Source organism: Enterobacter sp. V87_3, assembly GCF_029967835.1.
Taxonomy (GTDB): domain Bacteria; phylum Pseudomonadota; class Gammaproteobacteria; order Enterobacterales; family Enterobacteriaceae; genus Enterobacter; species Enterobacter cancerogenus.
In genome coordinates, this window is sequence record NZ_JASCAM010000024.1 from 295,296 (window position 1) to 308,384 (window position 13,089).

The following is a 13,089-nucleotide window of genomic DNA, read 5'->3' on the forward strand; positions in this document are numbered from 1 at the left end:
AAACAACGTTTTCATTCTATGCTTATCAAATCACAAATCCCGGAGAGATGCGATGACGCGCCTGACCGCCAAAGATTTTCCGCAGGAATTGCTCGATTACTACGACTATTACGCACACGGTAAAATCTCCAAACGCGAGTTTCTGAATCTTGCAGCACGCTATGCGGTGGGCGGCGTAACGGCGCTGGCGCTGTTTAACATGCTAAAGCCCAACTATGCGCTGGCCGAGCAGGTTAAATTCACCGACCCCGATATTCTTCCTGAATACATTCACTATCCGTCGCCCAATGGGCACGGCGAGGTGCGCGGCTATCTGGTCAAACCGGCTAAAGCCAGCGGCAACGTGCCCGCGGTGGTGGTGGTGCATGAGAATCGCGGCCTGAACCCCTATATCGAAGATGTGGCGAGACGCGTCGCCAAAGCCGGGTACATCGCGCTGGCACCGGACGGCTTAAGCTCGGTCGGCGGCTATCCGGGCAATGATGAAGAGGGCAAAGTGCTCCAGCAGAAGGTCGACCCGACAAAGCTGATGAACGACTTCTTTGCCGCCGTCGAGTTTATGCGAACGCACCCAGAGGCGACCGGCAAGGTCGGCATCACGGGTTTTTGCTATGGCGGCGGCGTGTCGAACGCGGCGGCGGTGGCGTATCCCGAGCTGAACTGCGCGGTGCCGTTCTACGGTCGCCAGCCTGCGGCGGCGGATGTCCCTAAAATCAAAGCGCCGCTGCTGTTGCATTACGCCGAACTGGATAAGAACATTAACGAAGGCTGGCCCGCTTATGAGGCGGCGCTGAAAGCCAGTAACACGGTTTACGAGGCTTATATCTACCCCGGCGTAAACCACGGTTTTCACAATGATTCCACACCCCGTTACGACGAGGCTGCGGCAGAGTTGGCCTGGACGCGCACGCTGGGATGGTTCGAGAAGTATTTGCGCTGAACGCAAACAAGCCGGGCACGCCCGGCTTGCAAAACAGGCTTGCCCCGGCAGCGTCGCGCCGCCGGGAAGTGAAGGAGATCAGAAGCTGTAGCTCATCCCCGCCTGAACGCTGGCATCGTTATCCACGTCACCCGTTCCCACATACACGCCGGTATTCAGCGAGAAGTTATGCGCGATGGTGGCGTTGATGCCTGCCCCAAAGATACCCATCGCGTTGTTGTGCCCGGAGGTGTTGTGATAATCCGCGGCCTTGATGTCGGTATCGTCGCTAAACTCTTTCTGGAAGCGCGCGTCAACCCACGGCATCACCTGCACATTCTTGTTCAGATCGGTCAGGGTGGTGGTCAAACGCACCCCCGCGCCGCCGTTCCAGGAAGAGACCTGGCTGTCGGCAAAGGTTACTTCGCTGTCGGAGAAGCCGTTGGCTTTGGTCTGATCCCAGCCAAGCGTCGCGTACGGCTGCAGCAGGGTTTCGCCTGGCAGCAGGACGTTCACACCGGTACGCGCCTGGGCAATGTACAGGTTGCCGTCGGTGGAGCCGTTCAGCGCCTCGGTCATCCCGCTGGTATTGCCCGTCACGTTATTGGCTGAGAGGGTATAGCGCATGTCGCCATAGCTGAAGCTGCCGTCGGCGAACATGCCCCAGGATTTACCGTTCAGCGCCTGCTGCCAGCCGCCGTACACGCTGTAGTAGTTGCCGTAAACGCTGTCCTTAAAGCTATCGACCCCGTCACTGGTGTCCTGCACGCGGCTGCGGGTCCAGGCCAGGGCAATACCGCCGGTCACGCTGTCGCCGTTGTCCATGTGCGCCGTCCAGTCGACACCGCCCTGCGCGCCCTGGGTAATGCTTTTATAGTCGACGTCGTTGCTGAAGTTTCCGTTCTGATAGAGGAAGTCGCCCCAGACCTGCGCACCGTCCTGCTGCTGGCCCAGCAGATTCGCCAGGTGTACCTGGTTCATGTGGTTGCTGATGTCGTCCGCAACCTGGTGACCGGCCTGCTCGGCAGCGTCCAGCCCGGCAATCAGCCCCTGAACGTCGCTTGCCAGCGAGCCTTGCGCGCTGTTGAACACCACGTTCCAGTTATAGCTGTTATCAGCGGCCAGCATCGTTTGCGGGGCCGCATCTGCCGGCACAATGTCGAGGCTGTTGTCATAGTTGTACGCGCCGCTGCGGTTCTCAACGCTGTTCTCGCCGTTGGTGAAGGTCGCGGCTGCATAGTTCTGCGGCGCGGTGCTGCTGGCGGTGCTGAACGTGCCGAGAATCACGTTGCTCTTGTTTTGCGCCGTTGGCGTAATGCTGGTGACCATGATGGCGTTATTTGCACCGGTAATGGTACCGAAGTTGACGAAGCTGTCGGTGCTCATGCTCACCCGGGCGTTGCTGCCGGTGGTGCTCGCCACGAGGGTTGAGCCATCCTGCAGGCTCCAGGTGGTGGCATCGTTGATCTTATCGATGGTGATGCTGTTATCGCTGGTGGTATTCACCGTTTCAAACTGGCTGATCTGGCCGGTGATGGAACTGCCTGCGTCCATCGAGAGCGTATCGCTGCCGGCTCCGCCGTCCACGTTGCCGTTGACGTGAGAATTGTTGGTCAATACCAGCGTGTCATCGCCCGAGCCGGTTTTGACATCGCCGTTTACGGTCGCGTTATTTTGCAGGGTTACGGTGGTATTGCCGCTGTTGTGGCTGGTATCCACGTCGCCGTTAACCGTACTGTTATCGACCAGCAGCGTGGTGGCGGTACTGCCGTCTACCGTTACGTCACCGTTCACCACGCTTTTATTAGTCATCGTTACCGTCGTGGTGCCTTTGTCATTCAGTATCGCCACGTCGCCGGTTACGGTGCTGTTATTCATCGCAAGCGTAGTGTTGGTGGTGCCGTACAGCGCCACGGCAAGATCGTTGAATTCGTCAGGGTTATTAATTTTGATGCCAGTTTTTTTAAACAGCGCCTCGGCCAGCGAGTCGATATTTTTTGCAATCAGACTTTGCGAAGCATCGACGGTCGCACTGGTCAGAGAAACAGTGGTATCTGATGTAAGGCTGCCGGCATAAATACCCCCTTTATCCATCGCGCTGTTGCTCATGGAAATAGCCTGTGCGCCTTCACCCGCGCTCACAATACTCCCGTGCAGCGCACTGCCGTTGGTAATATTGACGGTGTGATAGCCTTTATCCATGGGATCGAGGAAAATCGCGGACCCCATCATATAGCCTTTATTATGTTTATCGTAATCACCCGTGCTGCTCTCACCGTTCAGCGTTGAGTGATCAATATTAACGGTGGTATTCGTTGTGGCATTTTTTGAACCAGCCTCAATCATATCGGCGGTTGCGCCGTTATTGAGGGTAATATTGACCGTTCCGCCGTTACTGCCCTGAATATAATGGCCGGACATATTCGTGCCCGATACGGTTAATGACTGGGTATCGCCGCTGTTACGGTGGCCGTCCATATAAATATTGGTGGCGGTGGCGTCAGCCATAACGGCATTCGTCGCACCGGGATCCTGATAGTAATTACCGTCGGTATATTTTGTTAATCCGCATGTCTGGCTGTTATTTCCGCTCTGGCATGGCGTTGCCTGAACGTCTGGAGATACCGGGGCTGTTTTTGCACTGACGCCAAAAGAGGTTAAGGCCAGTAAAATACACTGGGAGATCAGCGTACGTTTCATTGAATTCCGCATTTGTTTTTCTCTGAATTAGATTGATTGAACAGATCTCCTTTTTAAATGAAAAAACTAAAAGTAAGAAACTTCCTGGCTGTTTTGGATGTAATAAAACTTAAAGCTAAATTAAGCTAATTTAAATAAATTAAACATATAAACAAAAGCAAATACATTTGTAGTGTCAATGTGATTGGATGGTTAGCAGGCTAATTTTATCGGTAGCGATCAAAACAGGGGTGATTGATTGAAAATTCAGATGAATAAAAAAGAGGAGCCGGTGGGAGAAAAAAATTGAATGTGCCGCAAGGTTACATTTCATCATCTGCTGAAATGTAAAAACATATATTTTTAGGGGATATTACCGCACCGCGATTATCGTTTTCTGATTGGGAAAGGAAAAATAAAAAATGTGAGAAAAAGAGTCGCGAAACAGTATACCTTCGCCATTTCCTGCCGATAACGAGGTTAAGTCTCGCCTCTGGGCGAATCTCCCTTCACGGCAAGGAAAACTCAATGCAGATGCTTCGTAATTTCACGATCCGCTTCGTTATGCTGACGATACTCGGGATCTTTTGTTTAATGTGGGCGGGGGTCGGCCTGTACAGCACCTGGTCACTCTCCCGCGTCTCCGAGGGTAACGACGTCGACCGCCAGCTGGTAAAGCAGATGATGGTGCTGAGCCAGGGTAACGATCAGTACTTTCGCTTTGTCACCCGTCTTGGCCGCGCAATGGAGGCCAAAGCCGCCGGCGGCACGCCTGATTTAGCCTCAGCGAAGCAGGCGCTGGATAACATGGCCAAAAAGCTGGCGCAGATGAAGGCCATTTCGCCAGGCCCAATGGATGAGCAGATCTCCGCCCAGGTGATCGGCACCTGGCAGGCGTTGCTCGATCAGGGCGTAACGCCGCAGATGCAGCAGGCGCAGCAAGGTTCGCTGGAGGGCTATCGCCAGCAGGCGAACAACGTCACCCCGCCGCTGAGCCGCGCCTTTGGTGCCGCAGCCGAACGCTTTAACCAGGCCGCAGGCGACAGGCTCGACACCACGCGCGTGGTGGTGGATGGACTGACCAGCATGACCCGCACGGTGATCGTCGTGGCCACGATTATCGGTTTGCTGATCCTGCTGTTTACCGACCGCTACCTGGTGGCACTGCTGGTGAAACCGCTGGATCGCATTCGTCATCAGTTCCGCCAGATTGCCCAGGGCGATCTCAGCCAGCCGATTGAACCCATTGGCCGCAACTGCGTCGGGCAACTGGTGCCGCTGCTCAGTGCGATGCAGGACAGTCTGCGTGAAGCGGTCAGCAACATCCGCTCCGGCAGTGAAAATATCTGGCGCGGCGCAACCGAGATTTCCAGTGGCAACAACGACCTTTCCTCACGCACCGAGGAGCAGGCCGCCGCGCTGGAGGAGACCGCCGCCAGCATGGAGCAGCTCACCGCGACGGTAAAACTGAACGCCGAAAGCGCGCGTCAGGCCAGCGAGCTGGCGGATGTCGCGTCAACCACCGCCAGCCGGGGCGGTTCGCTGGTGGAAGAGGTGGTGACGACCATGAGCGGCATTTCAGGCAGCTCTAAGAAAATTGCAGAAATCACTACCGTCATTAACAGCATCGCGTTCCAGACCAACATCCTGGCGCTCAATGCGGCGGTGGAAGCGGCGCGTGCGGGTGAACAGGGGCGCGGTTTCGCCGTCGTCGCTGGTGAGGTGCGTAATCTGGCAAGCCGCAGCGCCAATGCGGCCAAAGAGATCGAAGGGCTGATTGCCGATTCGGTTGCCCGCGTGGCGCAGGGGGCGCAGCTGGTTAACGACACCGGCACCACCATGGAAGCGATCCTGCGCGATATCACCGAAGTGACCACCATCATGAAGCAGATTGCCTCTGCCTCGGAAGAGCAGAGCAAGGGCATCTCGCAGGTAGGTATCGCCATTACCCAGATGGACGGCGTTACCCAGCAGAACGCCTCGCTGGTGGAGCAGGTCTCCGCCGCGGCCTCCGCCCTGGAGCGCCAGACGGAAGATCTGCAGCGCTCCGTCCAGAAATTCCGCCTCTCTGCGTAATCACCTCAAGGCCGCCACGTGCGGCCTTCTTTTTCACTGGATATCGCTTAAAATATCGCTATATAATTTTATATACAACGATGAGGGCGTAGCGATGGATAACCATTTTGGAAAAGGGCTGATGGCGGGCATGCGCGCGGCACAGGCCGATACGGCAAAGAACGTGGCACACTTCTGCTCTGACTATAAGCGCGGCTTCGTGCTGGGCTTTTCGCATCGAATGTTTGAGAAGACCGGGGATCGCCAGCTGAGCGCGTGGGAGGCAGGAATTTTAACGCGTCGCTACGGGCTGGATCGCGACATGGTGATGGACTTCTTCAGAGACACGCACTCAAGCGTGGCGTTGCGCTACTTTATGGCGGGCTACCGTCTCGAAGGGTGAGCGTCGGTGATCACCTCGGTCACCTGCGAAAGCTGGCCGATTTTCACCTCACTTGAGCGCTGGAATTTGCTCTTATCAATCAGCAGCAGCGACTGGCTGGCGCGGCGGAGCAGGTGGGCCTTAAACGCGGCGTTATGCTCGGTTGGATCCCACAGGTTACCCTCCTCGTCGACGCCCTCGCAGGAGAAGATAAACAGATCAATCTCCAGGGTTTTAAGCTGCGTCGCCAGGGCAGGATTAACGTAACAGCGGTACTTACGCTCCAGCGTGCCGCCGGAACAGATCAGCGTGATCCGCTCGCGCCTGGCGATTTCGTGGCAGATCGGCAGGCTGTTGGTAAATACGGTGAGATCCCAGTCGGGGAGCTGGCGCGCCAGGTGAAAGCAGGTCGAACTGGCATCAAGGGCGATAGTCATCCCTTCGCCGATCCACGCCAGCGCGTGGCGAGCAATATCGGCTTTGTCGGCGTAATGGCTTTTCAGGCGCGCGCCAAACGGCTCGCCGCCGTCACGACTGGCCGGATGGAGCAGCCGCGCCCGCCCGTGCTGGCGCAGGATCCGCCCCTGCTGCTGAAGCCCGTTCAGATCGCGGCGGATCGTCTCTTTGCTGACGGCAAGCTGTTCTGCCAGCGCCTCGGTCGTCAGCCAGTCGCAGCGGCTCAGCAAGGCAATAATGTTCTGCTGTCTGTCCTGTTTCATACGTCTGTTCCTGGGAAGATAAATCGATTCTTGCCAGATTATCCGGGCTTGTAAATATGATGTTGAAAAAAGAGGAGGATTTGCGGCACGGATCGGCGAACGCTCCCATGCAAGGACGGTTTTGGGAAGGGAGCCTCTCCCTTCGCTGAGCGAAGCAGTCGTCATCGCATTTTATTCGCAGTCTTTTTCTGGACAGGATTTTTATTGCAGTAATAAGCGCAGGAATTATCTTATGCAAAAATTTTATTTATTATGCAACGGACGCAATGAACACTTCACCGCTTATTATTCTGTTTGAACCACGCTTATTATTACGCAATGGTTTTTCAACGCTATTACGCGAGCGCGGCCTTGAGGTGGTAACGCCTCTCTCGATGGAACAACTCACTGAGGAACTCTGTTTACCCGCAGACAATGGGAAAGTGGTGCTGGTAGGGGCGGGGGGATTAGGGGCAGATTTTTTCCGGATCGTGCGTACCCTGCACTTTACGCGCACGCAGGATTTAAAAACGGTGGTGTATCTGCCCGAACCGGATGAGCTAATGACGCGGCTGTTTATTGCCGCCGGTGCCAGCCAGTGCATGACGGCAAAGTCGCTGGAGTCTGAGCTTGATGCGTTACTGGACATTCCCCCCAGCATGCTGCGAAACCGGGCCTGGTTCTCACCCTCCGAGCTGAATATTCTTCTTGATTACGCTGCTGGCATGGACACCCGGGATATCGCAGGGCGGCGTAATTGCTGTATAAAAACCGTTTTTACCTTTAAAAATAATGCACGCGTACGCCTTGGAATCAATAACCGCGCCGAGTGGATAACTCTGCTCAGTCACATTTCGCAGTTTGCCGAAAAGTATAAATAAGGACATTTATGTTTATTTATCAGATAGACCATAACCTCAGCCACCTCGTTTATTACGCGGGCCTGCGCGCCAGTCTCGATCACATGGCCAGTTTACATCCGGGCTGGGGTTATCAGTTAAATTCAGTTTCCTGCATGGATAAAAAAGCCCATTTGTCGATCGTGGAAGGGTTTAATTCTGACGCCATTCTGCAAGAAAAGCGCCACAGTCTGACAAGCCCGACGACGCTGGTGCTGGTAAGGGCAACGCAAAAAGCCTTCGTGGCGACGCTGCTCAGGGATTATGGCTGTTCCATTCTGTGCGTGGATGAACCGCACTTTGCCCTGTACGACGTCATCGAAAACACGATGAAAAAATCCCGCTATCTCAGCCCGCTTATTATGCGGATGGCCGGGATACCGATAAGAAAAAATGGTATCACCTTCACACCCGCGGAACGCGCAATACTGGCCTTCCTGCGTGCGGGATGGTCAGGAGTGGAGATCTCCAGGAAGCTGTATCGCAGTGAAAAAACCATCAGTTCGCATAAACGAAATATCATGCGCAAACTGCAGGTGGCTGACGATCTGGCGTTAACAAAATGCCTCCATGATATGGGAACGGCCGCATAACACGTCCGACGGCGCTAGCCCGTTAGCGCCTACCCCCAAAGCACACCACGACTTCCTTACCTAATCGTTATATAATCCACTGCATAACGATATGTGAGGACATTATGAAACAGCGCTTTTGGCAGGCAGTGGCGTTTTGCGCCCTGATTTTATTTCCGCTTTCTTCCCAGGCATCTCGCCAGATAACCGACCAGATTGGCCGCACGGTGACGATTCCCGACGACGTCGATCGGGTGGTTGTGCTTCAGCATCAAACCCTTAACCTGCTGGTGCAAATGCATGCCACTGACAAAATCGTCGGCGTGATGGCGAACTGGAAGCAGCAGCTGGGCGAGGGCTATGCGCGTCTCGCGCCAGAGCTGAACCAGAAAGCGACGCTGGGCGATCTCACGCACGTCGATCCGGAAAAGCTGGTGGCGCTCAGACCGCAGGTGGTATTTGTCACGAACTATGCGCCGCAGGAGATGATCGACAAAATCGCCAGCCTCGGCATCCCGGTCGTGGCGATCTCCCTGCGCCACGATGCAGCCGGTGAAAAAACCAAACTGAACCCGACCCTGGCCGACGAGGAAAAAGCCTACGATCAGGGGCTGCGCGAAGGGATCGCGCTGATTGGCGAGATCGTCAATAAGCAGCCGGAAGCGAAGGCGTTAATTGAAGCGACCGACCTGGGCCGCAAAAAAGTGAGCGACCGCCTGAAGGCTATCCCCGCCGAAAAACGCGTCCGCGCTTATATGGCTAACCCGGAACTCACCACCTACGGCTCGGGGAAATACACCGGGCTGATGATGGCGCACGCGGGCGCGGTTAACGTTGCCGCATCGACCATTCAGGGCTTCAAAACCGTGGCGATGGAGCAGGTCATCGCCTGGAACCCGCAGGTGATCTTCGTGCAGGACCGCTACCCGTCCGTCGTCAATGAGATCATGACAAGCCCGCAGTGGCAGGTGATTGATGCGGTCAAACACCACCGCGTCTATCTGATGCCCGACTACGCCAAAGCCTGGGGTTACCCGATGCCGGAAGCAATGGGCATTGGCGAACTGTGGATGGCGAAAAAGCTCTACCCGCAGAAGTTTACGGATGTAGACATGCGCAAGGTGGCAGACGACTGGTATCAGCGCTTCTACCGCACCCACTATCAGGGGATCGACTGATGCGCGTGCTGGCGGCGGGCAGCCTGCGCAGCGTCTGGCAGCCGTTGATGGCGCAATTCCCGGAACATGTCGACACGCAGTTTGGCCCCGCCGGGCTGCTACGGGAACGTATCGAAGCCGGTGAGCGGTGCGACCTGTTTGCCTCCGCCAACCTCGAGCATCCTCTGGCGCTGCAGCGCGCCGGGCGGGCAGCGTCCGTGACGCCGTTCGCCAGCAACAGGCTCTGCCTGACGGTGCGCAGCGATGTGCTACGCGCGCAGGACGACTGGCGGTCGGTGCTGATGCGCGGCGACTTACGGGTTGCCACTTCCACGGCAGGAGCCGATCCGTCCGGCGATTACACCCAGGTGCTGTTTAGCCGGATGGGAGAGGCGGGCGAGGCGTTGAGGACGCGGGCGATAGCCCTGGTGGGTGGGCGTGATTCTTCACCGATCCCGGCAGAGATGCTGGCCGCGCAGTGGATTATTTTCAGCGGGCAGGCGGAGGTGTTTATCGGCTACGCGAGCTATGCCGCCGCGCTTCGGCAGATTGCCGGGCTGACGGTGATGGATATCCCCGCGCCCTATAACCCGCGCGCGGATTATGCCTGTGCGGTTATCACGCCGCGCGCCCAGCGTCTGGCGGATTTTTTACAGTCTGATGAGGCAAAAGGACGACTCAGGCAGGCTGGATTTGGTGAACCAGCCTGCCCAAAACCGTCTTCACGCCCGGTTGCGTAGCGCCACCGGGCGCACATTTTAGCCCTGACGTTTATCTTCGGTCTGGGTATCGAAGTCGCTCGCCGCGTGGCGTTCGTGCAGCTGCTCGTTCAGTTCACCGTTGGTACGGTTGACGATACGCCCGCGTTTGACCGCCGGACGGTTACCCACGTCTTTTGCCCAGCGCTGGACGTTGGTGTATTTCCCGGCATCGAGGAACTCGGCGGCGTTATACACGCTGCCCAGCGCCACGCAGCCAAACCACGGCCAGATCGCCATATCGGCGATGGTGTACTCTTCTCCCGCCACGTAACGCCCGCGCGCCAGCTGTTTATCCAGCACGTCAAACAGACGCTTGGCTTCCATGGTGAAGCGGTCAATCGCGTACTCAATTTTTACCGGCGCATAGTTGTAGAAGTGGCCGAAACCGCCGCCGAGGAACGGTGCCGCGCCCTGCAGCCAGAACAGCCAGTTCAGGGTTTCGGTACGTCCCGCCGGATCTTTTGGCAGGAAGTGACCAAATTTTTCCGCCAGATAAAGCAGGATGCTGCCAGATTCAAACACGCGCGTCGGCGGGGTGGTGGAGTGGTCACGCAGCGCCGGGATCTTCGAGTTCGGGTTCACCTCAACAAAACCGCTGGAGAACTGATCGCCTTCGCCGATGCGGATAAGCCACGCGTCGTACTCTGCCGCCGTCACGCCCAGCGCCAGCAGCTCTTCGAGCATGATGGTGACCTTCTGGCCGTTTGGCGTGCCCAGGGAGTAGAGCTGCAGCGGGTGCGAGCCGACCGGCAGTTCCTTCTCATGCGTCGCGCCCGACACCGGACGGTTGATGTTGGCGAACGCGCCGCCGTTGGCATTCTGCTTCCATTCCCACACTTTCGGTGGCTGATAGGTGTTGTTGTCTGACATGTTGGCCTGCCTTTTGAGTGATGTGTTGAGGCAGTGTAGCAGGAGATGACAAAACGGTTTAACGATGAGAGGCGTTATCCAACGTGGCGCTATATTTCTGCGATCGCAGGTGTATGATAAATCCACCTCTGTCAGGTTAATCTCAACGTGCAGACGACGACAACCTTACTAAAATTGCCGCCTGCCAGCTTTAGGTTGGATACATGCGTAAAGGAACGTTAAGCAGTGATGCACCCTTCGGGACGTTATTAGGCTATGCGCCAGGTGGTGTGGCGATTTACTCATCCAATTACGACAGCCTCGACCCGCGCTGCTACCCGGAAGAGGCGGAATTCCGAAGCTATATCGGCAACGAATACATGGGCCACAAGTGGCAGTGTGTTGAGTTTGCGCGTCGTTTTCTTTTTCTCAATTACGGTGTTGTCTTTACCGACGTCGGCATGGCGTGGGAGATCTTCTCCCTGCGCTTCCTGCGTGAGGTGGTGAACGACAACATTTTGCCGCTGCAGGCCTTCGCCAACGGATCGCAGCGCGCGCCGCGCGCCGGGGCGCTGCTGATCTGGCAAAAGGGCGGTGAGTTCCATGAAACCGGGCACGTTGCCGTCATCACCCAGCTCTGCGGCGATAAGGTCCGCATTGCGGAGCAGAACGTCATTCACGCTCCGCTCCCGCTGGGGCAGCAGTGGACGCGCGAGCTGCGCATGACCGTCGAGAACGGCTGCTACACGCTGCACGACACCTTCACCGACACGGAAATTTTGGGCTGGATGATCCAGACCAGCGACACGGAGCACAGCATCCCGCAGCCGGAAATCGACGGCGAGCTGCTGAAAATCCGCGGTGCGCGGCTCAAAAATCAGCGTCAGTTCGACGGCAAATGGCTCAACGAAAACGACGCTCTGCAGCAGGCGTACGTTCGCGCTAACGGTCACGTCATCAATAACGATCCCTGCCACTATTTCACCATTACCGAAAGCGCCGAGCAGGAGCTGATCAAGGCCACCAACGAACTGCACCTGATGTACCTCCACGCGACCGACAAAGTGCTGAAAGACGATAACTTACTGGCGCTTTTCGACATCCCTAAAATCCTCTGGCCGCGCCTGCGCCTCTCCTGGCAGTGGCGACGTCACCATATGATCACTGGCCGTATGGATTTCTGCATGGATGAGCGCGGCATCAAGGTGTACGAATACAACGCGGACTCCGCCTCCTGCCACACGGAAGGGGGATTAATCCTCGAGGAGTGGGTGAAAAACGGCTATCGCGGAACCGGCCATAACCCGGCGGAAGGGCTGCTGGAAGAACTGACCGGCGCGTGGAAGCACAGCCATGCGCGTCCGTTTGTGCACATCATGCAGGACAACGACGTCGAGGAAGACTATCACGCGCTCTTTATTCAGCGTTCGCTGATGCAGGCGGGGTTTGATACCAAAATCCTCCACGGCCTTGGCGCGCTGAGCTGGGATCACGCCGGACAACTGATTGACGATGAAGGCCGCCCCGTTAACTGCGTCTGGAAAACCTGGGCGTGGGAAACGGCGATCGAGCAGATCCGCGAGGTGAGTGAAACCGAGTATGCCGCCGTACCGATCCGGACCGGGCACCCTGCAGGGGAAGTGCGTCTGATCGACGTGCTGCTGCGCCCGGAAGTGCTGGTCTTCGAACCGCTCTGGACGGTGATCCCCGGCAACAAGGCGATCTTGCCGGTGCTGTGGCAGCTGTTCCCGAACCACCGCTACCTGCTGGATACCGATTTTGAGGTTAACGACCTGCTGAAAACGACCGGCTACGCCGTGAAGCCAATTGCCGGGCGCTGCGGCAGCAATATCGATCTGATTAGCGCGCAGGACGAACTGCTGGATAAATCCAGCGGCAAGTTTGTCGACCGTAAAAACATTTACCAGCAGCTGTGGTGCCTGCCAAAAGTAGACGGAAAGTACATTCAGGTGTGCACCTTTACCGTGGGGGGAAACTACGGCGGAACCTGCCTGCGCGGGGATGAAACGCTGGTGGTGAAAAAAGAGAGCGATATTGAACCGCTGATGGTCGAGAAGGATAAATAATCCTCCCCGGAGGCCATAAAAAGTCCGCAGG

At 56.7% G+C, this 13,089-nt stretch carries 11 protein-coding genes; 8 read left to right on the top strand and 3 right to left on the bottom strand.

The window, feature by feature from the left end; translation table 11 throughout:
* The first annotated feature begins 52 nt into the window (after positions 1–52).
* On the top strand, positions 53–940 hold the full coding sequence (gene yghX / locus QLG21_RS14030) for a YghX family hydrolase (protein WP_006178528.1): 888 nt from the start codon (positions 53–55) through the stop codon (positions 938–940).
* 78 nt (positions 941–1,018) lie between these two features.
* Here the strand turns inward: yghX and QLG21_RS14035 are convergent, their stop codons facing one another.
* The gene (locus QLG21_RS14035; protein WP_282484630.1) at positions 1,019–3,619 is read right to left on the bottom strand and encodes an autotransporter domain-containing protein; all 2,601 of its coding nucleotides are present in this window, start codon (positions 3,617–3,619) and stop codon (positions 1,019–1,021) included.
* 507 nt (positions 3,620–4,126) lie between these two features.
* On the opposite strand from QLG21_RS14035, the gene QLG21_RS14040 reads away from it, so the two are divergent.
* Positions 4,127–5,674 carry a methyl-accepting chemotaxis protein gene (locus tag QLG21_RS14040; RefSeq protein WP_137903632.1) on the top strand — a complete coding sequence of 516 codons (1,548 nt, stop codon included), beginning with the start codon at positions 4,127–4,129 and terminating at the stop codon, positions 5,672–5,674.
* Between the two features lie 94 nt (positions 5,675–5,768).
* Entirely contained in the window at positions 5,769–6,056 is a 288-nt protein-coding gene (locus tag QLG21_RS14045; protein ID WP_006178523.1) for a DUF2623 family protein, read from the top strand.
* Here the strand turns inward: QLG21_RS14045 and fucR are convergent.
* Positions 6,038–6,754, bottom strand: a complete 717-nt coding sequence (gene fucR, locus QLG21_RS14050) for an L-fucose operon activator (protein ID WP_282484631.1) — start codon at positions 6,752–6,754, stop codon at positions 6,038–6,040. The genes QLG21_RS14045 and fucR overlap by 19 nt on opposite strands.
* A 266-nt stretch (positions 6,755–7,020) precedes the next feature.
* Between fucR and QLG21_RS14055 the strand changes: the two genes are divergently transcribed.
* From QLG21_RS14055 to QLG21_RS14070, 4 genes are all read left to right on the top strand, one after another.
* On the top strand, positions 7,021–7,614 hold the full coding sequence (locus QLG21_RS14055; RefSeq protein ID WP_282484632.1) for a LuxR C-terminal-related transcriptional regulator: 594 nt from the start codon (positions 7,021–7,023) through the stop codon (positions 7,612–7,614).
* Between the two features lie 8 nt (positions 7,615–7,622).
* Entirely contained in the window at positions 7,623–8,225 is a 603-nt protein-coding gene (locus QLG21_RS14060) for a LuxR C-terminal-related transcriptional regulator (RefSeq protein WP_282484633.1), read from the top strand.
* Between the two features lie 104 nt (positions 8,226–8,329).
* Positions 8,330–9,382 carry an ABC transporter substrate-binding protein gene (locus QLG21_RS14065; RefSeq protein WP_282484634.1) on the top strand — a complete coding sequence of 351 codons (1,053 nt, stop codon included), beginning with the start codon at positions 8,330–8,332 and terminating at the stop codon, positions 9,380–9,382.
* Complete coding sequence (locus tag QLG21_RS14070) at positions 9,382–10,101, top strand: molybdate ABC transporter substrate-binding protein (RefSeq protein WP_282484635.1); 720 nt, start codon at positions 9,382–9,384, stop codon at positions 10,099–10,101. The genes QLG21_RS14065 and QLG21_RS14070 overlap by 1 nt, the downstream gene beginning before the upstream one ends.
* 18 nt (positions 10,102–10,119) lie before the next feature.
* On the opposite strand, the gene yghU is transcribed toward QLG21_RS14070, so the two are convergent.
* A complete protein-coding gene (gene yghU, locus QLG21_RS14075; RefSeq protein WP_006178519.1) occupies positions 10,120–10,992 on the bottom strand; it encodes a glutathione-dependent disulfide-bond oxidoreductase in 873 nt (290 codons plus the stop codon).
* 203 nt (positions 10,993–11,195) lie between these two features.
* Between yghU and gss the strand changes: the two genes are divergently transcribed.
* Positions 11,196–13,058, top strand: a complete 1,863-nt coding sequence (gene gss / locus QLG21_RS14080) for a bifunctional glutathionylspermidine amidase/synthase (protein WP_282484636.1) — start codon at positions 11,196–11,198, stop codon at positions 13,056–13,058.
* Positions 13,059–13,089 lie beyond the last annotated feature (31 nt).